This window comes from Halioglobus sp. D3-4, from assembly GCF_055809315.1.
This window is the reverse complement of record NZ_CM147907.1, coordinates 4,641,958-4,668,816: the sequence shown is the minus strand read 5'-3', so window position 1 is coordinate 4,668,816 and position 26,859 is coordinate 4,641,958. Positions and strand designations below refer to the sequence as shown.

Annotated in this window: 18 protein-coding genes, 2 tRNA genes and 3 rRNA genes; 10 read left to right on the top strand and 13 right to left on the bottom strand. The window is 54.5% G+C overall.

Annotation, left to right across the window (positions count from 1 at the left end; translation table 11 throughout):
• Positions 1 to 44: 44 nt before the first annotated feature.
• Positions 45 to 1,757, top strand: a complete 1,713-nt coding sequence (locus AC0L6S_RS20645) for a proline--tRNA ligase (protein WP_473425991.1) — start codon at positions 45 to 47, stop codon at positions 1,755 to 1,757.
• 41 nt (positions 1,758 to 1,798) lie between these two features.
• Here AC0L6S_RS20645 and AC0L6S_RS20640 read toward each other — a convergent pair whose 3' ends face one another.
• Positions 1,799 to 2,836: an AraC family transcriptional regulator gene (locus AC0L6S_RS20640; protein ID WP_473428659.1), complete on the bottom strand. Its 1,038-nt coding sequence runs from the start codon at positions 2,834 to 2,836 to the stop codon at positions 1,799 to 1,801.
• A 288-nt stretch (positions 2,837 to 3,124) separates the two neighbouring features.
• On the opposite strand from AC0L6S_RS20640, the gene AC0L6S_RS20635 reads away from it, so the two are divergent.
• The 4 genes from AC0L6S_RS20635 (at position 3,125) to AC0L6S_RS20620 (ending at position 7,382) form a co-directional block, all read left to right on the top strand.
• Positions 3,125 to 3,976: a helix-turn-helix transcriptional regulator gene (locus tag AC0L6S_RS20635; RefSeq protein ID WP_473425990.1), complete on the top strand. Its 852-nt coding sequence runs from the start codon at positions 3,125 to 3,127 to the stop codon at positions 3,974 to 3,976.
• 163 nt (positions 3,977 to 4,139) lie between these two features.
• A complete protein-coding gene (locus tag AC0L6S_RS20630) occupies positions 4,140 to 5,483 on the top strand; it encodes a glutamine synthetase family protein (protein WP_473425989.1) in 1,344 nt (447 codons plus the stop codon).
• Positions 5,484 to 5,690: 207 nt separating this feature from the next.
• The gene (locus AC0L6S_RS20625; RefSeq protein WP_473425988.1) at positions 5,691 to 6,872 is read left to right on the top strand and encodes an acyl-CoA desaturase; all 1,182 of its coding nucleotides are present in this window, start codon (positions 5,691 to 5,693) and stop codon (positions 6,870 to 6,872) included.
• A 24-nt stretch (positions 6,873 to 6,896) separates the two neighbouring features.
• A complete protein-coding gene (locus AC0L6S_RS20620) occupies positions 6,897 to 7,382 on the top strand; it encodes a glutathione peroxidase (protein WP_473425987.1) in 486 nt (161 codons plus the stop codon).
• 5 nt (positions 7,383 to 7,387) lie between these two features.
• Here AC0L6S_RS20620 and AC0L6S_RS20615 read toward each other — a convergent pair whose 3' ends face one another.
• From AC0L6S_RS20615 to tyrS, 7 genes are all read right to left on the bottom strand, one after another.
• Positions 7,388 to 8,971: a peptide chain release factor 3 gene (locus tag AC0L6S_RS20615; RefSeq protein ID WP_473425986.1), complete on the bottom strand. Its 1,584-nt coding sequence runs from the start codon at positions 8,969 to 8,971 to the stop codon at positions 7,388 to 7,390.
• 198 nt (positions 8,972 to 9,169) lie between these two features.
• Positions 9,170 to 9,285 (bottom strand): 5S ribosomal RNA (gene rrf, locus AC0L6S_RS20610).
• A gap of 238 nt (positions 9,286 to 9,523) precedes the next feature.
• A 23S ribosomal RNA gene (locus AC0L6S_RS20605) occupies positions 9,524 to 12,535 on the bottom strand.
• Positions 12,536 to 13,003: 468 nt separating this feature from the next.
• Positions 13,004 to 13,079: transfer RNA gene (locus AC0L6S_RS20600), tRNA-Ala, on the bottom strand.
• Between the two features lie 124 nt (positions 13,080 to 13,203).
• A tRNA-Ile gene (locus AC0L6S_RS20595) sits at positions 13,204 to 13,280 on the bottom strand.
• Between the two features lie 234 nt (positions 13,281 to 13,514).
• Positions 13,515 to 15,048, bottom strand: a 16S ribosomal RNA gene (locus AC0L6S_RS20590).
• The 16S, 23S and 5S rRNA genes sit together here with 2 tRNA genes alongside, the layout of an rRNA operon.
• 527 nt (positions 15,049 to 15,575) lie before the next feature.
• On the bottom strand, positions 15,576 to 16,871 hold the full coding sequence (gene tyrS, locus AC0L6S_RS20585) for a tyrosine--tRNA ligase (protein WP_473425985.1): 1,296 nt from the start codon (positions 16,869 to 16,871) through the stop codon (positions 15,576 to 15,578).
• A gap of 158 nt (positions 16,872 to 17,029) precedes the next feature.
• Here tyrS and AC0L6S_RS20580 point away from each other — a divergent pair, with 158 nt between their 5' ends.
• Positions 17,030 to 18,445, top strand: coding sequence for a peptidoglycan DD-metalloendopeptidase family protein (locus AC0L6S_RS20580; protein ID WP_473425984.1), 1,416 nt, complete (start codon positions 17,030 to 17,032; stop codon positions 18,443 to 18,445).
• A gap of 1 nt (position 18,446) precedes the next feature.
• Positions 18,447 to 19,598 (top strand): anhydro-N-acetylmuramic acid kinase, encoded by a 1,152-nt coding sequence (locus tag AC0L6S_RS20575; RefSeq protein WP_473425983.1) that lies wholly within the window; start codon positions 18,447 to 18,449, stop codon positions 19,596 to 19,598.
• Here AC0L6S_RS20575 and erpA read toward each other — a convergent pair.
• The 4 genes from erpA to argC form a co-directional block, all read right to left on the bottom strand.
• Positions 19,595 to 19,948 carry an iron-sulfur cluster insertion protein ErpA gene (erpA, locus tag AC0L6S_RS20570; protein WP_473425982.1) on the bottom strand — a complete coding sequence of 118 codons (354 nt, stop codon included), beginning with the start codon at positions 19,946 to 19,948 and terminating at the stop codon, positions 19,595 to 19,597. The two genes, AC0L6S_RS20575 and erpA, sit on opposite strands and share 4 nt — an antisense overlap.
• Positions 19,949 to 20,019: 71 nt before the next feature.
• Positions 20,020 to 20,478 carry a bactofilin family protein gene (locus tag AC0L6S_RS20565; protein ID WP_473425981.1) on the bottom strand — a complete coding sequence of 153 codons (459 nt, stop codon included), beginning with the start codon at positions 20,476 to 20,478 and terminating at the stop codon, positions 20,020 to 20,022.
• Complete coding sequence (locus AC0L6S_RS20560) at positions 20,465 to 21,205, bottom strand: DUF6776 family protein (RefSeq protein WP_473425980.1); 741 nt, start codon at positions 21,203 to 21,205, stop codon at positions 20,465 to 20,467. The genes AC0L6S_RS20565 and AC0L6S_RS20560 overlap by 14 nt, the downstream gene beginning before the upstream one ends.
• A 13-nt stretch (positions 21,206 to 21,218) precedes the next feature.
• The gene (gene argC / locus AC0L6S_RS20555; protein ID WP_473425979.1) at positions 21,219 to 22,250 is read right to left on the bottom strand and encodes an N-acetyl-gamma-glutamyl-phosphate reductase; all 1,032 of its coding nucleotides are present in this window, start codon (positions 22,248 to 22,250) and stop codon (positions 21,219 to 21,221) included.
• Positions 22,251 to 22,412: 162 nt separating this feature from the next.
• Between argC and AC0L6S_RS20550 the strand changes: the two genes are divergently transcribed.
• Complete coding sequence (locus AC0L6S_RS20550) at positions 22,413 to 24,146, top strand: chloride channel protein (protein WP_473425978.1); 1,734 nt, start codon at positions 22,413 to 22,415, stop codon at positions 24,144 to 24,146.
• A 32-nt stretch (positions 24,147 to 24,178) separates the two neighbouring features.
• Positions 24,179 to 24,598 carry a CopD family protein gene (locus AC0L6S_RS20545; protein WP_473425977.1) on the top strand — a complete coding sequence of 140 codons (420 nt, stop codon included), beginning with the start codon at positions 24,179 to 24,181 and terminating at the stop codon, positions 24,596 to 24,598.
• 48 nt (positions 24,599 to 24,646) lie between these two features.
• On the opposite strand, the gene AC0L6S_RS20540 is transcribed toward AC0L6S_RS20545, so the two are convergent.
• The gene (locus AC0L6S_RS20540) at positions 24,647 to 25,231 is read right to left on the bottom strand and encodes a hypothetical protein (protein ID WP_473425976.1); all 585 of its coding nucleotides are present in this window, start codon (positions 25,229 to 25,231) and stop codon (positions 24,647 to 24,649) included.
• A gap of 139 nt (positions 25,232 to 25,370) precedes the next feature.
• On the opposite strand from AC0L6S_RS20540, the gene AC0L6S_RS20535 reads away from it, so the two are divergent.
• Entirely contained in the window at positions 25,371 to 26,600 is a 1,230-nt protein-coding gene (locus tag AC0L6S_RS20535) for a sulfotransferase family protein (protein WP_473425975.1), read from the top strand.
• Positions 26,601 to 26,859: the final 259 nt, after the last annotated feature.

Genomic DNA, 26,859 nt, shown 5'->3' with positions numbered 1-26,859 from the left:
ACTAGGCGCCATCCTTACTTTCTTTCAACACACTGGATAAATTCATGCGTACCAGCCGATTCCTGATTGCCACCCAGAAAGAAACACCCGCAGACGCGGAAGTTATTAGTCACCAGTTGATGCTCCGCGCAGGTTTAATTCGAAAGCTGGCAGCGGGTCTGTACACCTGGCTGCCTATGGGGCTGCGCGTATTACGCAAAGTGGAGGCGATTGTGCGGGAAGAAATGGAGGCATCCGGTGCGCAGGAGGTCAGCATGCCGGTGGTACAACCAGCCGAACTCTGGCAAGAATCAGGTCGCTGGGAGCAGTACGGCCCGGAGCTATTGCGCATACACGACAGACACCGGCGCGAGTTTTGCCTCGGACCAACCCACGAGGAAGTGATTACCAGCCTGGTGCGCGACGAGGTTAAAAGCTATAAACAGCTGCCCCTGAATCTTTACCAAATCCAGACCAAGGTTCGCGATGAGATACGACCGCGTTTCGGCATTATGCGTTCACGTGAGTTTCTGATGAAAGATGCCTACTCTTTTCACAGCGACCAGGCGTCGCTAGAGGCGACATACAAGCAGATGTTCAGCGCCTACTCCACAATCTTTACCCGCCTGGGCTTGGAATTCCGCCCTGTTATCGCAGATACAGGCAGTATAGGAGGCAGTGCTTCGCACGAGTTTCACGTGTTGGCGAGTTCCGGGGAAGACGCGATAGCGTTCAGCGACGACAGTGACTACGCCGCGAACGTAGAGATGGCCGAGGCGATCGCACCCGCTGCAGAACGCCCTGCACCGACAGCAGAATTGAAAAAGGTGGCAACACCCGGCATCGGTACAATTGAGGAATTGTCGACTTTTCTCGGTATAGACGCCGCCAACTGCGTCAAGACGCTGATCGTCGAGGGCGAGGAAGCAGGCGCCCTGGTCGCTCTGGTGCTGCGCGGCGACCACCAGTTAAACGCCATTAAAGCGGAGAAACTGCCTGGCGTTGCCAACCCCCTGCAAAGGGCTACAGAAGAACAGGTAAGGGCAGCCTGCAATGCGGGCTTCGGCTCTCTCGGCCCGGTTCACCTGGGCATTCCCATGATCGTTGATCGCAGCGCAGCGCAGCTGGCAGATTTCGCCTGCGGGGCCAACGAGGACGACCAACATTTCACCGGAGTTAACTGGGTACGCGATTGCAATATCGACCGGGTTGCAGATCTGCGAGATGTCGTCGCTGGCGACCCCAGCCCCGACGGCAAAGGCCAGTTGCAGATCACCCGTGGCATTGAGGTCGGCCACATCTTTCAGCTGGGCACCAAGTACAGTGAGGCAATGAATGCCAAAGTACTAAACGAAAATGGCAAAAACATCACCGTGACCATGGGCTGCTATGGCATTGGCGTGAGCAGAATCGTGGCCGCGGCCATAGAACAGAACCACGATGACGCCGGCATCCTGTGGCCCGCTGCGATGGCGCCTTTTCAGTTGGCCATCGTGCCGCTGAACATGCACAAATCGGAGGCCGTGGCGCAGTGCGCTGAGGATCTCTACCAACAACTGCAGACGGCCGGCGTAGAGGTATTGCTGGATGATCGAAACGAGCGACCGGGCGTCAAGTTCGCCGATATGGAGCTGATAGGCATTCCACACCGTGTCGTGATCGGCGACCGGGCACTCGCAGATGGGAACATCGAGTACAAGAGCCGCCGCGGAGAGGACTCACAGCTTATCCCGCAGGGTGATATCCTGGCGTTTTTGATGGATGCATTGCGACAGTAGCAACGCCATACTGGATCATGAGTGCGCGATATCGCGGGCAACTAGCGATAACTGCCCGGTGACTGACCTGTCCATTTCTTGAAGGAGCGGTGAAACGCACTCGGATCGGAGAACCCCACCAGCTCGGCGACCTCACTGACGGTGAGCCCGTCACCGCTGAGCATGGAGATCGCCACATCCCGCCGCGCATTATCCTTGATGCGCTGGTAAGAGGTGCCCTCTTTCTCAAGGCGACGCCGCAATGTACGCGCTGACATATTGAGCAGGGTGGTCAACTCCTCGAAACTGGGCATCTCACAACGGAAGTCGTCGCCCAAAATGCCGCGGATTCGATGGGTGATACTGAGTGTACTGGCCTGCGGCTGGATCACGACATAATACGGCGCCAACTTGAGGAACTCGTCGAGATCCTCCTCATTGCGCACCAGCTCGGATTCGAGGTGCCGTGCACTAAACGTCACCGAGTTCACTGCGTGACCGTACTCCACAGGACAGTGAAAAAAGTGCCTGATGCCCGCCATGAACTCGGGCTGGGGACCGGCGCAGCAGGCAGTCGTCACATCGATATGCTGGTCAATTAGCCAACCACTGAATCGAATCCACATCGCGAGATTGCACAACACACTGTGCTGCACTTCCGACACATCGTCATCGCAGCGGTAAGTCAGCGTCGCCTCTTTGCGCTCTTCATCAACGATGAGTTCATTGACAATCCGTGCACCATGGCGCACGCGACAGACCTGATTGAATTCGATGGCCCGGTGCAATGCGGCAGACAACGTGGAGCTGTTGATCATACTCAGAGCGATCAACCGCGTGGTCCCCACCGGTGTCTGTACATCCGGCATCACCCCTCCCGACTCATCACCGAGTGCACGAATCAGCTCAAGACACAGGCGAGAGTACTGCTCTCGGGAGACAAATGCTGTCTGGGCATCCTGTCGCAAAGGGTCGAATGGAAATCGGGCTGCGCGCAGAATTGCATCCAGATCACGGTCGTGGGCACGTGCTTGAGCCAGCAACGCTCTGGTAAACGCCATCGGCACCGGCTCATTGTACAAATCTGAATTGTTAACCACTTTCGACAAGATAAATACGCCCTCCTGAACAGCACTACAGCATAGCGCATACCGCGCCCGTGAGTGAACCGCCCGCTTTTACGCCACAAGTCATTGAAATGTAAGGTGTAATTATGGTGCAATGGCACATAATCAAGTGTTTTCCGGTAGCTTCAGCGGACTGTGTGGCATGACGTTGGCGAAGCACTCGTGCTCACTCGGTCAATTATTTGGATTCCGGGTTTGACAAGACTCTGGCGCCTCATCACTATGTAGGAATAACGCTACCCATAAATAGCACAATTTCGCATGACAAACGTAAATCAACTGAGCAAATGGAACAGGGATATATCCCGGGCAATTGCGGCGCTGGGTACTGATAAATTTTTCCCTGCACTCATCGAGGCCATCGATGGCCAGGTAAAGATTGATTACCCGCAGGTTTGGCTGTATCACCGGGACCTGCCACCCAGAATACTGTATCACGGCATACCCGAACACGCGGTAAACAGCCAGATTGATCAGTATCTGGAGGGACCTTACCGCGAGGACCCTTTTTACCAGACGTCCCTGCACCAACCGCGCTCCAAAATTTACCGACTCTCTCGTATCACCATGGGAAAGCTGCAGGACTCTGACTACTACCGAAACTACTACGCGGACACCGGCACCTGCGACGAGGCGGTCTACGTAGCGAAACTGCAGGCCGGCAACGTCATCAACCTCAGTATGATGCGACTGGCAGATCACACACCCTTTAGCGATCAGGAATATGAGTCTCTGTATTTACTGGCGGAACCCGTCTCTGAACTGCTCAAGAGCCACACTGAGCACAATGATTTTGCCGCGACCAACCTGATACAACCCGGCATTAACCACCAGATTGATCTCGCGTTCCGCACGTTCGGCGCCTCGATGTTGTCACCCCGTGAAAAAGACGTGCTCGAATTGATGCTGCGGGGCTACGGCACACACATCTCTGCAGAGCGTCTGGATATCGCGGTGGAAACAGTACGCAGACACCGTAAAAGCATTTACCGCAAGTTGGATGTAAGCTCCCAGACGGATCTTTTTTCCCTGTTCCTGAATGCGATGTCCTGCATGGGAGAGGCTGCGGGAAAAGATCCTCTGAGTATCTACATGTCACCTCGCGGTACATGATATAGCGTCCATTTACATGCGTTTTAGTGCCACGCAAACTGGGGGACTGGAGCATGCAATCAATGTCGGTATACCACGCTTTTAATCTGCCCCATGTAGGGTATTGAGAGACTCTGGCGAACAATGGATAGTGCGGCCTTACCAATGACTGTACGGTGGATGCATGTCGCTTGAAGCCGATTGGTTCCTGCGGGCTCACCCTGAGATAACGACCATAGAAGCACTGCTCCCCGACTGCAACGGGGTAATGCGGGGCAAATGGGTCCCACGCCATAAACTCAGCACGATCTTCGACGGCGAACTAAAACTTCCCAAAACTGCTCTCAGCCTGGATATCTGGGGTCGAGACGTGGAGCAGTTGGTCTTTGCCAGTGGCGATGCCGACGGTATCTGTCGCCCGGTAGAGGGCTCGCTTCTGCCGACACCCTGGGCCGCCGACGGCAGCCACGGGCAAGTCATGCTCTCTATGTTTGATGCCGATGGCACGCCCTATGCGGGCGACCCGCGCCAGGTGCTGAAGCAGGTGCTGACACGATATACAAAAGCCGGTTGGCGACCTGTGGTGGCCGCTGAACTCGAGTTCAGCCTTGTCGAGTGGGATGAATCTGTTCCTCTGCACACCTGTCCCTCTCCGGTTGGCGGGTCACCGGTCGGCGGGAATACCTATGGGCTGGACGTGCTCAACCACCATCAGGCCATGCTGGAGGATTTACGGCTCGCCTGCGAATCACAGGACATCCCGTTTGATGGTGTAGCCAAGGAGTCGGCGCCTTCCCAGTACGAAATCAATATGCAGCACGTGGACAACCCGGTGTTGGCCGCAAAGCAGATTCTAATGATGAAACGCCTCATTAAAGGCGTCGCAGCCAAACACAAGCTGATAGCCAGTTTCATGCCCAAGCCGTTTGAAACTGAGGCTGGGAACGGCATGCATGTTCACTGCAGCCTGCTTGATGAAAACGGTGTCAATGTCTTCGATGACGGCACGGAGAAAGGGTCGCCCCTATTACTCAACGCAATTGGCGGCTGCCTCGCCAATATGGCGGATTCTGTGGCTATATTGTCTCCGAGCTATAACGGGTATCGACGCTTTCAGGCTGGCTGCCACGCCCCCACTTACCCGAGTTGGGGCTACGAAAACCGCACCGTTGCGGTGCGCGTGCCCGCAGGTAGTCATACTGCACGCCGTCTGGAGCATCGCGTGGCCGGAGCAGATGCTAACCCTTATCTGCTCTTTGCCGTCTTGCTGTCTGCCATGCTCGATGGCATCGAACAAAACCTGTCTCCGGGCGACCCCACGACAGGCGATGGCTACTCACAGGAAAAAGACAAACTCCCTGTGTACATGCCCGAAGCAGTAAAGCTGTTTAGTGAATCAGATTTTATTCATCACAGCCTGGGCGCGGAGCTGCAGCGAATCTACACCCTCACCAAGCAGCAGGAGGTTGAAGAATTCCGCAGGCGTATCACTCTTCTCGAATATCAGTCCTTTCTGGAAAAACTCTAGCAACCCGCGCTGGCAAGCGTGTACCTGCGGAACTAACACGGTAAAATCATTGTCTCAGGGTAAGGCTCAACAATAGTCAGGATTTGACAGCTGGCAACTGGTAAACTGCATTATGACAATCCGTGCTACCCTTGCGAGCGCTTTGGACGCTTGCGCTGACGACACTATTGCGTCACCAGAAATAAACTACGAGACTCGATAACCTTCATGAAAAAAGACACCAATAAGCCACCATTAAATATGGTGAACGTTATCATTTTCATCGGCTTACCACTGGCCGCACTTCTACTGGTTCCACTGTGGGGGATTTATCACGGCTACGACAGCTTTCAGTGGCTCTGGGCACTGGCTTTCCTTTACCTCAATGGCATGTCAATCACCGGCGGCTATCACCGACTCTGGTCGCACAATGCGTATGAGGCCAGCCCGGTACTGAAGTGGTTTTTTGCGTTCTGGGGAGCTGGCGCGTTACAGAACAGTATTTTGATCTGGGCATCTGATCACCGCAGGCATCATCGCCACGTGGATGATGTCGATCTCGACCCCTATTCGGCCGGGCGCGGCTTGTGGTTCAGTCACATGGGCTGGATGCTACGTAAGTACAAGACTAACACACAGGATTACAGCAACGCGCAAGACCTACTGCGCGACCCGATTGTAGTCTGGCAGGACAAGCATTACATCGCCCTCACCTTGCTGATGAATCTGGGCCTGCCGATCCTGCTGGGAATCTGGCACGGCGATATTATTGGTACTGTGCTGTTGGTCGGCCTGTTGCGATTGGTCGTCAACCACCACGTCACATTTTTCATCAATTCCCTGGCCCACTTTTGGGGCAGCAGGCCCTATACCGAGAGCAATAGCGCACGCGACAACGGCTTTCTCGCCTTTCTTACCTATGGCGAGGGCTATCACAATTTCCACCACATCTTTCAGGCGGACTATCGCAACGGCATACGCTGGTGGCAGTGGGATCCCACCAAGTGGATGATTGCCCTGTGCAACCGCTTGGGTCTCGCACGCAACCTGAACCGCGTCTCCGATTTCAAAATTCAGCGAGCCATTCTCGACACGGCATTTATCCGTGCTCGCAATAAACTCGAGCAATCCAAGGATAGCGAGTCCCTGCTGGCGACACTGGAACGGGAATACCAGCTGTTTACCGAGTCCATCAATCAATGGACTACTCTGCAAGCAGAGCGCTACGAGCGTACCAAGGTCCAGCTAAGCGATGCGCTGGAAGAAGGCAAGCATCAACTTCAGCAGCGATGGGAAAATGCGGCCTTGCATACCAAGTTGAAAACTCTGGAGTATTCTCTCAAAATGCAGCGCAAGCGCCTGACTCTTTTAATGGAGCAGGTTCACTTCCATCAAACCCAGGTGGCTTGATCAACCCATTGTGGAGAGAGCACCATGAGTAACAATGTATACGCGTACAGCTGCGACACACCGAGCGGTGAGAAAAAGTCGCTGCAGGATTACGAAGGCAAGGTGCTGTTGGTGGTCAATACCGCTTCGAAATGTGGATTTACCCCGCAGTTCGGCGGCCTTGAAGAGATGTACGAAAAATACAAAGACAAGGGGCTGGAGATTCTCGGGTTTCCCTGCAATCAATTTGGCAAACAGGACCCGGGTAGCAATGACGAAATTATGGAGTTCTGCCAGCTCAATTACGGCGTGAGTTTCCCGATGTTCGGCAAAATTGATGTCAACGGGGCCAACGCAGACCCGCTGTTCAAATACCTCAAGAAAGCGGCACCCGGTGCGCTCGGCACCGAGGGCATCAAGTGGAACTTCACCAAATTCCTGATCGACCGATCCGGCACTGTTATCAAACGTTACGCGCCCAAGGATACGCCCAAGGCAATTGCCCGGGATATTGAAAAGCTACTGGCCTGAACGTCCTAGTGCTCCCGCGTTGACCTGAACTCCAGATCAGGCCAACGCTCCTCCATCAGCGATAGATTGACACGTGTCGGTGCCAGATAGGTCAGATATCCGCCGCCATCGATAGACAGGTGTTCCGCGGCTTTCTTGCGAAACTCCTCTAACTTGCGCGCATCGTCGCAATGGATCCAACGCGCTGTGTACACACTGACCGGCTCATAGCGCGCCTCCACCTTGTACTCATCCTTAAGGCGATAGGCCACCACATCAAACTGTAGCGGCCCCACTGCACCCACCACCAGATCAGTCGAATTGATTGGTGAAAACACCTGTGTGGAACCCTCTTCAGACAACTGCTGCAACCCGCGCTGCAATTGTTTGGATTTCATCGGATCTGTCAATCGGATGCGGCGAAACAGCTCCGGGGCGAAATGCGGAATACCCGTATACTGCAGAGCTTCACCTTCAGTAAACGTGTCACCAATCTGGATAGTGCCGTGGTTATGCAGACCAATGATATCCCCGGACACGGCCTCCTCCACCAACACTCTCTCACCCGCGTGAAAGGTTACCGCGTCGGCAATTTTAACATCCTTGCCAATACGCACGTGCTGCATCTTCATGCCCTTGAGATAGCGGCCTGAACAAACACGCATAAACGCAATGCGATCCCGGTGTCTGGGATCCATATTGGCCTGGATTTTGAAAACAAAGCCGCTGAATTTGCCCTCGGTAGCACTCACAGTGCGATCGGTTGCATTGCGATCCAGAGGTGGGGGCGCCCAGCGGACAAAATCGTCCAGCATTTCCCGCACGCCAAAATTGCCGAGGGCCGTACCAAAAAATACCGGGCTCAATTTACCCGCGAGAAATGCATCAACATCGAAGGAGTGACTGGCACCGCGTACCAACTCAATTTCTTCACAGAATGTCTCGTATTCATCGCCAAGAAGTGCGCGGGCTTCAGCACTGTCAAGACCTTCGATACGCACATCGGGAGGCAACACACTGCCTTTGCCTGCTGAATACTGATGAATTGTATCCGTATAGAGGTTGTAGACGCCTTTGAACTCATGACCCATCCCTATCGGCCAATTGATCGGTGCACCCTCAATCTGCAGAACCTCTTCGATCTCATCCAGCAGATCAATCGGGTCACGGATATCCCTGTCCATCTTGTTCACAAAACTGAAAATCGGGGTATCCCGCAATCGACACACATTCATCAATTTGATGGTACGGTCCTCCACACCTTTCGCTCCATCAATCACCATCAACGCAGAGTCCACCGCTGTGAGTGTACGATAGGTATCCTCGGAAAAATCTTCGTGACCCGGTGTATCCAGCAGGTTTACGGTGCAATCGTGATACGGGAACTGCATCACTGAGGACGTGACAGAAATACCCCGCTCCTGCTCCATACTCATCCAGTCGGAAGTTGCATGGGGGCCTTTCTTGCCTTTAACACTCCCCGCCACCTGAATCGCATTGCCCAGCAGCAGCAGCTTTTCGGTGATTGTGGTCTTACCCGCATCGGGGTGGGAAATAATAGCAAACGTCCTTCGCTTGTTGATCTGATTGGATAGATTGCTATCAGCCATACGACAAAAACCTTAATTGCACCTGATCATACAGGCATTGTTTAATCACCCCTAGGGGCTAAAAAGCGCGCTATTCTACCGAATAACAACGGCGCTATACATTAGTTTGTCATTATGAATCAGCCATCACCTGTGTAACGTTTCCGTGTTCCATAAAAAAACCCTGCAGCACGATGTACTACAGGGTTTGGTATTAAAGCCTGGCGATGACCTACTCTCACATGGGGAAACCCCACACTACCATCGGCGATGCATCGTTTCACTTCTGAGTTCGGGATGGGGTCAGGTGGTTCCAATGCTCTATGGTCGCCAGGCAAACTGGCTTGTCGTCGTCGGTCTCACGTCCCGGGGGACTGCCTCGTCTCAACAAATAGGGTGGTAAATCAAGCTGTCTGTTCTGTCTTTCTAAGTTGCTACACTGGACTTGTCACAACACCCAACGTTCTGTCTTCCTTTTACCTGTTGCACACGGCCCGCATCACTTCAGCAGCGGCGCTCACGCGTCCGTTGCCTGATAACACAACACCGACAACAACAAATAACTTGGATTATATGGTCAAGCCTCACGGGCAATTAGTACTGGTTAGCTCAACGCCTCACAACGCTTACACACCCAGCCTATCAACGTCCTGGTCTTGGACGGCCCTTCAGGAGACGTAAAGTCTCAGGGAGAACTAGTCTTGGGAGGGGCTTCCCGCTTAGATGCTTTCAGCGGTTATCCTGTCCGAACGTAGCTACCGGGCAATGCGTCTGGCGACACAACCCGAACACCAGGGGTTCGTCCACTCCGGTCCTCTCGTACTAGGAGCAGCTTCCCTCAATTCTCCAACGCCCACGGCAGATAGGGACCGAACTGTCTCACGACGTTCTAAACCCAGCTCGCGTACCACTTTAAATGGCGAACAGCCATACCCTTGGGACCGGCTTCAGCCCCAGGATGTGATGAGCCGACATCGAGGTGCCAAACACCGCCGTCGATGTGAACTCTTGGGCGGTATCAGCCTGTTATCCCCGGAGTACCTTTTATCCGTTGAGCGATGGCCCTTCCATACAGAACCACCGGATCACTATGACCTACTTTCGTACCTGCTCGACTTGTCAGTCTCGCAGTCAAGCTGGCTTGTGCCATTACACTAACCTCCTGATTTCCGACCAGGATTAGCCAACCTTCGTGCTCCTCCGTTACTCTTTGGGAGGAGACCGCCCCAGTCAAACTACCCACCACACAATGTCCCCGATCCAGATAATGGACCTGGGTTAGAACCCCAACGTTACCAGGCTGGTATTTCAAGGTTGGCTCCACAATGGCTGGCGCCACTGCTTCAAAGCCTCCCAGCTATCCTACACAAGTAAAGTCAGAGTCCACTGTGAAGCTATAGTAAAGGTTCACGGGGTCTTTCCGTCTAGCCGCGGGTACACAGCATCTTAACTGCGATTTCAATTTCACTGAGTCTCGGGTGGAGACAGTGTGGCCATCGTTACGCCATTCGTGCAGGTCGGAACTTACCCGACAAGGAATTTCGCTACCTTAGGACCGTTATAGTTACGGCCGCCGTTTACCGGGGCTTCGATCAAGAGCTTCTCCGAAGATAACCCCATCAATTAACCTTCCGGCACCGGGCAGGCGTCACACCGTATACGTCCACTTACGTGTTTGCACAGTGCTATGTTTTTAATAAACAGTCGCAGCCACCTGGTCACTTCGACCAGCCTCAGCTCAGGGAGCAAGTCCCATCACCAAAGCCGGCGTACCTTCTCCCGAAGTTACGGTACCATTTTGCCTAGTTCCTTCACCCGAGTTCTCTCAAGCGCCTTGGTATTCTCTACCTGATCACCTGTGTCGGTTTACAGTACGGTTCCTCATTATCTGAAGCTTAGAAGCTTTTCTTGGAAGCATGGCATCGACCACTTCGCGTCTCCTTTCGAAGACACTCGTCATCAGCTCTCAGCCTGGGGGTTCCGGATTTACCTAAAACCCCAGCCTACAACCTTAAACAGGGACAACCAACGCCCTGATGGCCTAGCCTACTCCGTCCCTCCATCGCAATAATAAGAAGTGCAGGAATATTAACCCGCTTCCCATCGACTACGCATTTCTGCCTCGCCTTAGGGGCCGACTCACCCTGTCCCGATTAGCGTTGGACAGGAAACCTTGATCTTCCGGCGGGGAGGTTTTTCACCCCCCTTATCGTTACTCATGTCAGCATTCGCACTTCTGATACCTCCAGCAAACCTCCCGGTTCACCTTCAACGGCTTACAGAACGCTCCTCTACCATGCCTACAACCCGAAGGAAGTAAGCATCCGCAGCTTCGGTTACCAATTTAGCCCCGTTATATCTTCCGCGCAGGCCGACTCGACTAGTGAGCTATTACGCTTTCTTTAAAGGATGGCTGCTTCTAAGCCAACCTCCTAGCTGTCTAAGCCTTCCCACATCGTTTCCCACTTAACTGGTATTAGGGACCTTAGCTGGCGGTCTGGGTTGTTTCCCTTTTCACAACGGACGTTAGCACCCGCCGTGTGTCTCCCGCGATTGTACTCCTGGGTATTCGGAGTTTGCATGGGGTTGGTAAGTCGGGATGACCCCCTAGCCCAAACAGTGCTCTACCCCCCAGGGTAAGACGCGAGGCTCTACCTAAATAGATTTCGAGGAGAACCAGCTATCTCCGGGCTTGATTAGCCTTTCACTCCGAGCCACAGGTCATCTCCGCATTTTTCAACATACGTGAGTTCGGTCCTCCAGTGCCTGTTACGGCACCTTCAACCTGCCCATGGCTAGATCGCCCGGTTTCGGGTCTATTGCCTGCAACTATGTCGCCCTATTAAGACTCGGTTTCCCTACGCCTCCCCTAAACGGTTAAGCTTGCTACAGACAATAAGTCGCTGACCCATTATACAAAAGGTACGCAGTCACCCCATCACTAAGCAATCTGCTTCTTTAGGGCGGTTGATCGTCGCTACGCGACGCTAACCCTAACAAATTACTTCGTGACAATCTCATCACCAAATCGCTTAGTGATGGGGCTCCCACTGCTTGTACGTATACGGTTTCAGGTTCTATTTCACTCCCCTCTCCGGGGTTCTTTTCGCCTTTCCCTCACGGTACTGGTTCACTATCGGTCAGTCAGTAGTATTTAGCCTTGGAGGATGGTCCCCCCATCTTCAATCAGGATAACACGTGTCCCGACCTACTTGTCGCAAGCTCAGTACCACAATCGTGTTTTCGTGTACGGGGCTATCACCCTCTATCGCCGGACTTTCCAGACCGTTCCACTAACACAACTGCTATCACTTGCAGGCTACTCCCCGGTCGCTCGCCGCTACTGGGGGAATCTCAATTGATTTCTTTTCCTAAGGGTACTTAGATGTTTCAGTTCCCCTCGTTCGCCTCCTACACCTATGTATTCAGTGCAGGATACCTGGCTTACACCAGGTGGGTTTCCCCATTCGGACATCTCCGGATCAAAGGTTGTTTGCCACCTCCCCGAAGCATTTCGCAGGCTACTACGTCCTTCATCGCCTCTGACTGCCAAGGCATCCACCGTATACGCTTAGTCACTTGACCATATAACCGAAGTTATCTGTTCCCTTCAGACCTCAAACTGCAAGATCCTTCGGATCGCTCACTTTGGCTTCAAACTGCAAAACCAAATCAAACGCCAAGAAGACAGTTCCCCGACCCCCTTAACACAGGCCAGGTACTTAGTAGACAAAGACCGATCAAAGTCTTTGCCCGCCGGATGTTTGTGACGCTTAAGTCACAGTGTTTATTACAACTCGTTGTAGCAACGGGGAATTGAAACCCGCTACTACAGAACAATTTATCTATGAATCGCTCTTGTCACCCATCAGCCCCGAAGGACTTCCGACTGCCAAGCTACAATTCAAAGAATCAGCTTAATTTACCTTGTTAAAGAACTTTCCGGTTGTTAAAACCAGAACGAAGTCCATTCAATCCAATGGACTTCGTTCTGATCTCAGTGATGCGAGACGAACATTCAAATGAAGACGTGCTGGTGTTACCTAAAAGAAGTGGTGGAGCTAAGCGGGATCGAACCGCTGACCTCCTGCGTGCAAGGCAGGCGCTCTCCCAGCTGAGCTATAGCCCCTCAAAAGCGTCACCAGCAACCACAAAGCCTGCCAAGTAAACCAAATCGTTTCAGATCGAGGCGCCGTGACGCGTAGTGTGCGAACAGCACATGAGCGTTGCGGCAACGAAGAGCTGGAGCGATTTGGTAGGCCTGGGCAGATTTGAACTGCCGACCTCACCCTTATCAGGGGTGCGCTCTAACCAACTGAGCTACAGGCCTGTTTTGACTTGTCTGCTGCCGGCCTGGCCGCGTTGCAATACTCGTTCAGTCAGTCACGTACTCATGTACGCTCCCTCCCTCTCTCGCATCGCGCCTTGCCAGCCCACCAGCATCCTGCGCCAAAACCCGCCGATATTCATCAGTGGGTCACAGGTCCGCTCGTGATTTCTTTCGCATCAACCGATTAGATGAAGACAAATGTGTGGACACTCATCAGGTAGTGTCACTATCGTTTAAGGAGGTGATCCAGCCCCAGGTTCCCCTAGGGCTACCTTGTTACGACTTCACCCCAGTCATGAATCACAAAGTGGTGAGCGACCTCCCGAAGGTTAGTCTACCCACTTCTTTTGCAACCCACTCCCATGGTGTGACGGGCGGTGTGTACAAGGCCCGGGAACGTATTCACCGTGGCATTCTGATCCACGATTACTAGCGATTCCGACTTCATGGAGTCGAGTTGCAGACTCCAATCCGGACTACGAAACGTTTTGTGGGATTCGCTCCAGCTCGCGCCTTTGCAGCCCTCTGTGCGTTCCATTGTAGCACGTGTGTAGCCCAGGTCGTAAGGGCCATGATGACTTGACGTCGTCCCCACCTTCCTCCGGTTTGTCACCGGCAGTCTCCTTAGAGTTCCCACCATTATGTGCTGGCAACTAAGGACAAGGGTTGCGCTCGTTACGGGACTTAACCCAACATCTCACGACACGAGCTGACGACAGCCATGCAGCACCTGTCTCTGAGTTCCCGAAGGCACCAATCTATCTCTAGAAAGTTCTCAGGATGTCAAGACCTGGTAAGGTTCTTCGCGTTGCATCGAATTAAACCACATGCTCCACCGCTTGTGCGGGCCCCCGTCAATTCATTTGAGTTTTAACCTTGCGGCCGTACTCCCCAGGCGGTCTACTTATTGCGTTAGCTGCGCCACTAAGAAATCAAGTCTCCCAACGGCTAGTAGACATCGTTTACGGCGTGGACTACCAGGGTATCTAATCCTGTTTGATCCCCACGCTTTCGCACCTCAGCGTCAGTATTGAACCAGGAGGCCGCCTTCGCCACTGGTATTCCTCCATATATCTACGCATTTCACCGCTACACATGGAATTCTACCTCCCTCTTTCATACTCTAGTCGGCCAGTATCAACTGCAGTTCCCAGGTTGAGCCCAGGGCTTTCACAGCTGACTTAACAAACCGCCTACGCGCGCTTTACGCCCAGTAATTCCGATTAACGCTCGCACCCTCCGTATTACCGCGGCTGCTGGCACGGAGTTAGCCGGTGCTTCTTCTAAAGGTAATGTCAGGGCTAAACGCTATTAACGTTTAGCTTTTCTTCCCAATTGAAAGTGCTTTACAACCCTAAGGCCTTCTTCACACACGCGGCATGGCTGCGTCAGGCTTTCGCCCATTGCGCAATATTCCCCACTGCTGCCTCCCGTAGGAGTCTGGACCGTGTCTCAGTTCCAGTGTGGCTGATCATCCTCTCAGACCAGCTAAGGATCGTCGCCTTGGTGAGCCTTTACCTCACCAACAAGCTAATCCTACGCAGGCTCATCTGATAGCGTGAGGCCCGAAGGTCCCCCACTTTCACCCTTAGGTCGTATGCGGTATTAGCTTGCGTTTCCACAAGTTGTCCCCCACTACCAGGTAGATTCCTACGCGTTACTCACCCGTCCGCCGCTCTACTCACACCGAAGTGCTTTCGCGCTCGACTTGCATGTGTTAAGCCTGCCGCCAGCGTTCAATCTGAGCCATGATCAAACTCTTCAGTTTAATCTTTTACCTCTGCCTCAAGAGACAAGAGGGGATGTTTACGTGGTTAACCCCACTTCAACACCCAAATCTAAGGCTCAGATACAATTCGAAAATCAAAAATTACAATGAATTAATGAGTCACTTGTTGTATCTGAATAGTTGCGACAACTATCCCAACAAGTGCCCACACATCTGTCTTCATCTGATTGTTAAACAACATCTGATACCGCCGGGGTTCAGATATCCGATGAGCAGTGCTGCATCGGGGAGGCGTATTATACTGATCACCGCGTTCTTGGCAACCAAAAAAATCATATCACGCCGTTTTTTTTCATTTCAGGTTGTAACCCAGAAGCCGCACTTAAACTTTTGAAAACTGGTCAGTTTTTGTGCTGCCGGGGTTGCACCCCTGCTCCCTCTCAAGAGCGAGGCGCACTATACGCACAGCGCTTGAAAGGAGCAAGCGATTTTGCGAAAGATTAGTGAAGAAATTTCATATTCCGCCGCGACAAGCGCTCCCGGAGATTCTCTATCCCACACCAGCGCTAGCTCAGCTCGAAAAGGTGGTATTTCTTCTTCCCGAGACGGACAAGATAAAAGCGACCGAAAATCGCCTCATCCGGCGGGAAACATCCCGCAACATTGGCATTGTCCTCCATACCGACAACCCGGTTATTGACTGTCACAGCCTGCCGGCCGAGCGCATCCTTGACCTGCTTGCCGCTGGCAGCCACACCGGCATCGGTGAGCATCTGGGTTAGCGTTTCTGGGAAATCGGTGCGAGCCACCGTACTTGCGGGCAACCCATCCAGGCGGAGTTGCAGGACATCACTTTCAGACAAGTCCGTCAGGGAGCCATTGAACAGTGCGGTGGTAATTCGCTGCGCCGCGTCCAATCCCTCCTGCCCATGTACCAATAAAGTGACCTCACGAGCGAGGACCGCCTGCCCCTCGGGCCTACCACTGCGCTCGGCGTCGGCGGCCTCCAGCGCGTCGATCGCGGCGACATCGAGAAAAGTGAAGTATTTTAGAAACCGGTACACATCCGCATCGGAAACGCTCAGCCAAAACTGGTAGAAGGCATAGGGCGAGGTGCGCTGCGGATCCAGCCATATCGTTCCGGATTCTGTTTTTCCGAACTTTGTGCCGTCAGACTTGGTGATCAAGGGCATGGTAAGACCAAACACCTGATTGCCATGCAACCTGCGCGTGAGGTCAATCCCCCCCGTAATATTGCCCCACTGATCGGAGCCCCCCAACTGTAGGCTACAGTCATAGCGCTTATTGAGCTCGGCAAAATCGAAAGACTGGAGGATCATATAGGTAAATTCAGTAAAGCTGATGCCGCTGCCCTCACGCTCGATTCGCTGCTTCACCGACTCTTTCTGGATCATCGCGTTCACAGAGAAGTGCTTGCCGATATCGCGCAGGAACGTCAGAACATCCAACTCGGCGGTCCAATCGAGATTGTTAACCACCTCGGCGGACGCTGGGCCGTCATCAAACTCGATGAAACGCGACACCTGCTGCCTGATCTTTTCAACCCAGCCGTTGATCACCTCGGGGGAATTCAGCTGCCTCTCCTGGGCCTTGAAACTGGGGTCGCCGATCAAGCCAGTGGCGCCGCCCACCAAAGCAAGGGGTTTATGGCCGGCAAGCTGGAAGCGGCGCAACATCAACAAAGGCACCAATGAGCCTATATGCAGGCTGTCCGCAGTAGGATCAAAACCACAATACAGCGTGCGAACACCACCCTCGAGCCAGCGCGGGAGATCGTCTTCTCCTGCCACCTGAAAGATCAAACCACGCGCACGAAGGTCATCGAGTAGGGCGTTGCTCATGAGCCATGTTCCAAGTTAATGATTAATAAGGCATTCAGCGGGCGCCAACGATACAACACCCCCTATCAAAAGCAAGCCCCGAACCTGAGTCAAAGGTTGAATTTCCGAGGCTTTTCAATATACTAGCGGCTACAATTACAAAATAGATTTACTAGACCATGTCAGCAGTGAAACGATCGTCCGGGTCTCTGGATACCCGCGGTAATCTATTGTCAGTACTCGCGTCCCAATTCCCGCGCAAGCGATTTCTGGCCGCTCTGGGCGCCACTGCGGTTGTCGCTGGCGTGACATTGGGCGCCGCCGATGCGCCCAGCGAGCAGGATATCCAGTGGGCAAGCCTGACCAGCCCAAGCCTGATAAGCCCAGTATCAACCACACTGAAAAACCATTTTGCCATTCCCGTAGAGACGCTTGAGTGGACAACCACCGCCTCACTTCCCCAGCCTTCATGGCAGGATCAGGAAATTCAGTATGGTGATACCCTCTCGCAGATATTCAAACGCGCCGGCTACGGCGATCAGGACGTATACGACATCGTCAATCACTCCACCGATGGCAAATCGCTGGAAAAGATATTCCCCGGCCAGACCATCGCCTTTCAAAAAGATGACTCGGGCAGCTTGATCGGTGTGCGGCATACCAAGTCGCAACTTGAAACCGTAACCTATCTGCGCACAGAAACCGGGTTCGAGAGCCAGTTGGAAGTTCGAGCACCAGAATTGCGCGAAGCGTGGACCACCGGCGTAATCACCTCCTCACTGTTTTTGGCAGGCCAGGAAGCAGGTCTCTCCCAGAGCATGATAATGGATATGGCCAACATTTTCGGCGGAGTCGTGGATTTTGCGCTCGATCCGCGCCGCGGAGACACCATGCAACTGGTGTATCAGGAACAGTATGTAGACGGTGAAAAATTCAAGGACGGCGACATTATTGCGGCATCGTTCACCAATCAGGGTGAAACCTTCAATGCATTTCGCTACACCGACAGCAACGGGGATACCAACTATTACAATGAGGATGGCGTAAGCATGCGCAAATCATTCCTCATGGCCCCACTGGACTTTACCCGCATCAGCTCCAATTTTAATATGCGTCGCCTACACCCGATCTACAAAACGACACGACCACACCGAGGCACCGATTACGCGGCGCCCACAGGCACACCAGTCTATGCAGCCGGAGATGGCCGCGTGCTGAAAGCGGGCTACAGCGGCAGCAATGGAAACTACGTTTTCATTCAGCACGGTGACCAATACGTCACAAAATACCTGCATTTGCAAAAACGTCTGGTGAGTGCGGGAGAAAGGGTCTCGCAGAGCCAGGTCATCGGCACTGTCGGCTCCACCGGAGCCGCCACCGGCCCGCACCTTCATTATGAGTTTGTCGTAAACGGCGTGCATCGCAACCCTCGCACTATCTACAAGGACCTGCCAAAGGCGCAGAAGCTGCCCGAAGAAGAAATGGAAAACTTCCGCCGCGCGATCAACCGGCCTAATTTCCAGCTAGCGGTTTTGCGCTCCAGCAACAGCCTGGCAATGCACAATACGCCTGACTCAAACGCTGCCACCAACTAACTTGAGCGGTGACGACCCACTCTACGTAGGCTTGATGTCCGGCACCAGCGTGGACGCTGTCGACAGCGCGCTGCTGCGCTGCCGTGATGACGGGGTAGAGATTCTCGCCACACACCAGCACACCATTCCCGCACAACTCAAACTGCAGATCGCTGAAATTAGTCATCCCGGGCAGAACGAGATTGAGCGGCTGGGGGTCCTGGACAGAGAAATTGGCCTGCTGTTCGCCCAGGCGACAATGCAGCTGCTGGCTAAAACCGACATCAAGGCCGCGCAGGTCAGGGCGATTGGCAGCCACGGCCAGACGATACGTCACCGTCCACCCTCGGCTAACACTAGCGATCCAGCCTGCTTTACTTTGCAAATTGGCGACCCCAACACCATTGCAGAAGTTACCGGTATCACCACCATCGCCGACTTTCGGCGACGGGATATCGCGGCCGGCGGTGAAGGCGCACCACTGGCGCCAGCGTTTCATGCCGCCGTTCTCGCTAAACCGGGTGTCAATCGGGCAATTGTGAACATCGGCGGAATCGCCAACGCCACCATTTTATGCGGCACTGAGCTGCAGATGGGGTTTGATAGCGGACCGGGTAATACCCTGCTGGATCACTGGATTCTCCGCCACAGGAGCAAACCCTATGACAGGGATGGCGCGTGGGCGGCGAGCGGCCAGGTCCACACCGCCCTGCTGGAGCAGCTTTTGGGACACCCATACTTCCAGCAAACAGGCCCCCGCAGTACCGGCAAGGAAATATTTAACCTGCAGTGGCTGGACCGGAACCTCGACGCGTTTTCAGGCGTTACTACTCAGGACGTTCAAGCCACTCTGGTGGAGCTGTCAGCTGTCAGTATCGCGCGGGCCATCAAGGGCTGCGCGCTTGATATTTCCGAAGTGTATGTGTGCGGCGGTGGCAGCCAAAACGCACATTTGATGGCGCGTCTGGCCACCCAAATGGCGCCTGCGATCGTGGCCAGCACGGCACAGTTGGGCATGGACCCCGATTGGGTCGAAGCAGCCACCTTCGCCTGGCTCGCAGACCGTACCCTGCGAGGGCTTGACGGCAACGCCATAGCTGTAACGGGAGCGGCAGGGGGGCGTGTACTCGGCGGGATATACCAGGGCGCTACCAGAAACTCAGGCTGCGCTTAGATTGAAAACGATGACCCACAGCCGCAGGTGGCTGTCGCATTTGGGTTGTTAACGACAAAGCGCGAACCTTCCAGCCCCTCGGTGTAATCCACTATCGATCCGGCAAGGTATTGCAGGCTCATCGGATCCACCACCAGTGTCACGCCATCGGTTTGCAATGCGGTGTCATCATCGGCGACAAGTTCATCGAAGGTAAACCCGTACTGGAAGCCGGAACAACCTCCACCGGTAATGAACACGCGCAGCTTCAGCTGGTCATTTTCCTCTTCTGCCACCAGGTCGCGCACTTTCTGAATGGCGCGGGCCGACAGGTTAATGCTTGATGGATTGAATGTTTCAGCAACAGACATCGATGTATTCCAGATTCGGTATAGACCGTCTCACAGGGTTTCGGCCGCTTATTATCATAAGTCCGACTAAATTAGTCAACTTTAGCAAGCGACGCCTTGGGAGCAGGCTTGCCCTCTTTGCTGCCCTCCAGCTTGGCCGGTGGCGCCGCATTTTCTGCAGCAGCCCCGGTATCGGTCATATGCGTGAGGCTACCATTGACCTCGGCACCAGCTGCCATTTCCACCATGGTATAGAAAACATTACCATGAACCCGGCTTTTGGATGCCAACTCCAGGTGTTTACTGGAGTAGATATCGCCGGTAACCAGGCCGTTTACGATAACGCGGGGCACACGAATCTCACCTTCCACTCGCCCTTTACCTACGACGCGCAGCAGTGCCTCCTTGCCTGACTGGGCAATAATATTCCCCTGCACCAGACCCTCAACGTCCAGGTTGCCACAGAAATGCACGTCACCGGCAACCACGGTGTCATGAGATATCAGAGTGGTTCCCCCGGAGACACTGACGGACTTTTTACTTCCCAACATTGATAAATCGCTCCTGCACTTCCCAGGGGAATTGTTTCTTCACTTTGGACTTGTGTGGCTTGCTGGCGCGGGCCACCAGTGTGATGTTCTGGGGCGCAAACCCATCCGGCAATACCAGTTCGCCTTCTATAGCCTGAAAATATCGGAAATGCAATGTCGATGCCGCTTCACCGAAATCACCGGACAGCTCGGACAGCGGGTAACTGACCTCCTGCTCACCCTCGACACCCGATACCTGAACTGACAGAGCGCCCTCCACCATTTCATACTCGCGCTCTTTCTGCTGCACAAAAAACCGGTACTTCCAACGCCCCGGTGCAGCCCCAGCCACCAGTTCGGGCTGACGCAGGCTGAGCCCGCTTCCCTGATCCTCAGAAACCACCATGCTGCGGTAGAAGCTCAGCCCCTCTTCGAGACCCGCCGTGCGCTCTTTCTCCGCGGCCATTTCAATCCGCAGAAGTTCCAATGCCTGCCTGTCGACCTCGTGTCGGGTCCGCTGCACTTCCAGATCACCGCGAGTAACCCGCAGGGCCTCCCGCAAATCAGACAATTCCGACAACATGCTCTGGGCCGTTTCGGGCCCGACCTCCAGCGCATCATAGACAGACTGGCGGCCGATATAGACACCTGCCAGAAAGGTCAGTGCCAACAGTAACAACAACGCGAGTATTAACTTCGGCCCGAGTTGATCCAGTAAACGCGAAATCGGAGAAGGGTTTGCGTTCATCTAAAGTGATGACTCAAGGCAGAAGGCCGACTTGTCGCAAACCAGCACTTTCGTCCAAGCCGAGCATGATATTCATGTTCTGCACAGCCTGACCGGATGCCCCCTTGACCAAATTATCTATCGCGGCCATCACCACGACGGTATCGCGCTCCTGCGGCACTGTCACTGCGATCTGGCACCTGTTGGCACCCTTCACCGTACGGGTCTGCGGAAAGACTCCAGCCGGCAGCACATCGACAAACGGCTCATCCCTATACCAGTCTTCGTACAGCGCCTGCAGATCGACACCGCTGTCGTTGACGCGGGAAAACAGTGTCGAGTGAATACCCCGTACTATGGGCAACATATGCGGTACAAACGTGATCTCGACCTTCTGTTCGGCGATATCCGACAACCCCTGTTCCAATTCGGGCAGATGACGATGTCCGGAAACCGCATACGCCTTGAAGCTGTCCGAGACCTCGCTCAGCAGGTTGTCCACCTTGGCCTGACGGCCGGCGCCGCTGACACCGGACGCGGAACTCGCAATAAGGTGTGTCGGATCGACCAGACCACGCGCCAATAAAGGCATATACCCGAGTTGTACTGATGTGGGATAGCATCCCGGGCAAGCTACCAACCGCGCACCGGCAATTTTTTCGCGATTGAGTTCAGGCAAGCCGTACACGGCCTCGCCCAACAACTCGGGGCTGGCGTGAGGCTCGCCGTACCACTGCGACCACAGCGCGGCATCGCGGATGCGATAGTCTGCGGAGAGGTCTATAACCCGGGCATCAGCTGCCAGCAACTCCGGCACCATATTCATCGCGACATTGTGCGGTGTTGCAAAAAAGACCACATCGCAGGCAGCCAGCATTGGCACATCGGGCTCACTGAACGCCAGATCATAGTGACCGCGCAGGTTCGGGAACAAATCGTCAACACGCCGGCCACACTCAGCCCGCGAAGTGATAGCTACCACTTCCACGTCCTGATGGGCAGCCAATAAGCGCAACAATTCGACACCTGTGTATCCGGTGCCCCCCACTATGCCAACCTTTACCATCTTGCGTTCCAATCCTCACACTGAATATCTTCACGGGCTGCACGCATACCCGAATGACCCCGAGTAATCGATACATATCATCTTCGGGGCGACAGTATAAAAGCAATACGCGCCAAGATAACTGTTAATATTGTATTTTTGGGGCAACCAAGCGGTAACACGGTGCAACACTGGCTGAATAACTACAGGCGCCTGTTAGTCAACTACGACTCCATTCTCGCCTACTCCGTACTCGGCGTGGTCGGCGGAGTCGCGTCCGGACTGATCGTACTAGCTTTTGAACTGGCCATCCGGGAGCTGAGTATTCTGCTGGGTATCGGCGAGAACGGGGAAGGTTTCGAATCCCTGCCCCGGTGGATGATTTTTGCACTGCCCGCTGGTGGCGCGGCAATACTGGGGCTGGCCTACACCCTGCTGAAGCCGCAGGATAGGGAAACAGGCATCGTACATGTCATCAGCAGCATGCACTCTCGCTACAGCATCCTGCCATTACGCAACGCTCTGGTGCAGTTTTTTGGCGGGGTCTTCGGCCTCGCTACGGGTCAATCGGGCGGCCGCGAGGGTCCAGGCGTTCACCTTGGTGGGGCCATCAACAGCCTGTTCGGACAGTGGCTGGGCTTACCCAACAACAGTCTGCGGATTCTCATAGGCTGCGGCACCGCAGGCGGTATAGCGGCAGCCTTTCAAACACCTCTGGCAGGTGTCCTTTTTGCGATGGAAGTGATTATTGCGGAATACAGCGTGGTCGGCTTTATCCCGGTGATGCTGGCAGCGGTGTCTGCCTCGGCGGTGAGCCATTCCCTGTCCACAGACACCTGGCTGTTCAGCCTGCCTCCGCTGGAGCTTAACTCCATGCTGGAACTTCCCTACGTCATGCTTCTGGGGCTCTGTTGCGGCACCGCCGTGGCAGCCTTCGTGCGCCTAAGCACATTCGCGGCGCGATTTTCAAACACTTACGTGGCACTGCGCTTTACCGTGGCCGGGATAGTTACCGGAGGGCTTGCACTGCTGGTCCCGGAAATTCTGGGCCTGGGTTACGATACACTGACGCTTGCCATACACGGCAAACTTGCGCTCTCCGCGCTGCTGACGATCGCACTGTGCAAACTGGTTGCAACTGCTGTCAGCGTTGGGGTAGGCATGCCGCTGGGGCTGATAGGCCCGATGCTGATAATGGGTGCGTGCATTGGCGGCCTGATCGGCGCAGCGGGCAGCGCGTTGATGCCGGACTTGGCTTCAGACCCGACCTTCTATGCAGTCATCGGCATGGGTGCGGCCATGGGTGCGGTGCTCAACGCTCCGCTGGCGGCGATACTGGCCGTGATTGAAATGACGCAATCACTGAGTATCAGCATGGCAGCGATGCTTGCGATTGTCACCGCAACGCTCACCAGCACCGGCCTGTTCAGGCAGCGCTCTGCCCACCAGGCGATGTTAGAGCAAATGAAGCGTGTCGTGCCTCACGACCCGCTCAACCAGTTGCTTCATAGCACCAGCGTTTCGTCCACTATGGATACTCGCGCGGTGCGCGTGCCCCTGATGCTGACACGCGAGGGTTTTGAGCCACTGCTGGAGTTCAAGCCAGTATGGTGCGTGGTGGAGCGCGACGGCGACGATCTCTATCTGGTGAATGGTGGCGAACTGCTGGACTGGCTAAAGCAGGCGCCGTTTGAGCAGGAGACCGTGGACCTGACCGGTGCCGGCATTAGACGCCTGGCGACATCTCCACTCCCGATACAGGCGACGCTGCGACAGGCAATGGATACAATGCGCGAGCAGACAACCGAAGCCGTGTGTGTGTATGATCGCAGCCCGAATACCGGCAAGCAGATATTGCACGGGGTGTTGACGCTCGAGAGTATTGAGACATATACACTGACCGGCATGCGCCAGTGAGTTAATTCCGTCGCGAACGCAGAGGGCGACCCATGTTGTGGCTGAAAGCCTTTCATATAATTTTCGTGGTATGCTGGTTCGCGGGCCTGTTCTATCTGCCGCGAATCTTTGTGTACTATGCCGCCACGGAACACGCGCAGGTGCGCGAGCAACTGGCAGAAATGGCGCGCAGGCTGTACCGCTTTGTTACACCCTTTATGGTGATTGCAATCGCGCTGGGTGTCGCGATGCTGTTGCAAAACCCGAACTATTATTTCTCAAGCGGCTGGATGTGGCTGAAACTGGGCGGCGTCACATGTCTTGTCGTCTATCACCTCATCTGCGGCCGTTATGTGCGCGCAATCAACAAAAATCGCAATAGACACAACCACGTGTTTTACCGGTTCTTCAATGAAATCCCTGTACTGTTCCTGTTTGTCATCGTACTGCTGGCGGTTCTCAAACCGTTTTAACACCCTTACGAACGCCATGTGGTCGGGCTTCCAGGCATCCCAATCGAGTCAGCGTGACGCCTCAGACCGAGCTTCTGCGTCTGGCGGTGCCGCCTTCGAGTCGGTAGCGAGAATAATCAACTGCGGAGAGTTCAATAGACCCAGACGATACTGTCCTTCCACCCAGCCCCAACGCCGCGCCTTGCTCCAGGTCTTTTTGTCGGTGGGCGCACCTTCAGCGACTGTCGGACCAAACGTTTCGAGCAACCCTTCTGCGACCGCGTCAGTGTCACCTTCGAAGGCCATGACAATTCGCGTCAGAGGCGAGGCGTCATTGGGCGCGATCAGGGTGATGCTCGATATAGGGAAAGAGAACAACATCAGCCCGGTGCCAGCCGCACCACCTGCTTCACACCCGGAAGCTGAACCGGAGTTGCTACAATGGCCATAACTACAGTGAACGGTAATGTCGTCCTCCTTCCCGGCGCGCGTCTCATTGACCTCACACTTGCCTCCAAGCTTTTCCGCCTGGGCGACAGCATTGGCGAGTGTCATATCAGTGTGCAGACCATTGATCGCATAGGGCGACTGTGCCAGCGCAGCAGCAGATACGCTCAGCAAGAACAACACGGCGAGTGCGCGCGGTGGGTGCATTTGGTTTCCCCTCCAAAGGGCCAGAAGACAGCATATAAAGTGTCGCGGACGGCGAGTACTGCCCGCAACCTAACTTTACCGATAAATTTCTCTCGATAACAATTACACTACATCTTCCTGTCAATCCAAGGCTAGAGATTTGAACGTTCCACCTGCCCCCGCCACAACCATCCAGCTTATCAATACACTGGGCAAGCATCTCGAGCGAATGAACATCGTCAAACCCGAGCTCAACGCGAATCACTTGATACAACATGCACAACGGCGCACGGGGCTGGATACCTGGGGAGACTTATCCTTCAGGCCTGCCCTGAATGAGCTTGTCGCGTCCCTGAATTTACAGGCAAGTCTGTCTCAGGTGGGCCGCATCGCCGCTTACTACAACCTGCTGGACCACCTGTGTGTGCGCCTGAGAATTATTAACTACCGCGCCAACCGACCGGAGGTTGCAAAGCAGGAGATCAAACAGCCACTTTTCATTCTCGGGCTTCCGCGGACCGGCACGACTATTCTCCACGAATTAATTACACAGGATCCATCATTTCGCTCACCCGCCACCTGGGAGGTCTCGCGACCACTGCCACCACCTACAGCACAAACCTATAACAGCGACAAACGCATAGCGAAAGTTGACCGCCTACTGCGCGTGCTGGAGAAACTGACTCCGGGGTTTCAGGCGATCCATGCCATTGGCGCGCAATTGCCGCAGGAGTGTGTCTATATGCTTGCATCCAGTTTTTTTAGCGAACAGTTTGGCTACATGTACAACGTACCCCGGTATCGAAGCTGGGTACTGGAGCAGGACATGACCAGTGCGTATGCCTGGCACGCCCGATTTCTGCAGCACCTCCAGACAGACACTGCTCGCGAACACTGGGTGCTGAAAACGCCTGCGCACCTGACATCGCTGAACTACCTTCTGGCGCAGTACCCTGATGCGTCTATTGTGTGGACCCATCGCCGCCCACTGCAGGCGGTCGCCTCATTCTCCAGCCTCACCAACACATTACGCCGTGGCTTCAGCACCAACAGCGACACTATAGCGACGGGCACGGGTGAGCTGGAGCACTGTGCAAAAATGGTGCAGCGGGGCATGGCCGCGCGCCAGGCGCTGGATAATGGCCAGTTCATTGACGTGAGCTTTGAATCCATTTGCGCCGACCCGATATCCGTTGTCAGCGCGATTTACGCCCACCTCGGGCGAGAACTGACCCACGAGGCCCGCGTCAGCATGCGTGAATACCTGAGGCGCAGACCCCGCAATCTTTACGGCGAACACCGCTACAGCCCACAGGCATTCGGGTTGGACACCACCCGCGAAAAACAGCTCTATCAAGAGTACCTGTCCACATACGGCAACTACCTCTGACACATCACATGTGACACCTTTTTTTACACCCGGCGCCGGACGGGCACCTGGAATACAGCTGTTTATCTTATATATCAGAGACTTACACTTTTTCGGTACGATTTTTGCGTCGTTAACCTGACAGGGATGGATGACCTTAGTGCGAGTAGCTGAGGGAATAACCAACAACTCGCGCCGGGGATTGTGTCGAAGTGGCAACAAGGCAGGAGCTGGCTCGCTTCGTTTTTCCAGAGGGTAGCTATGCTCAATCGGAACAAAG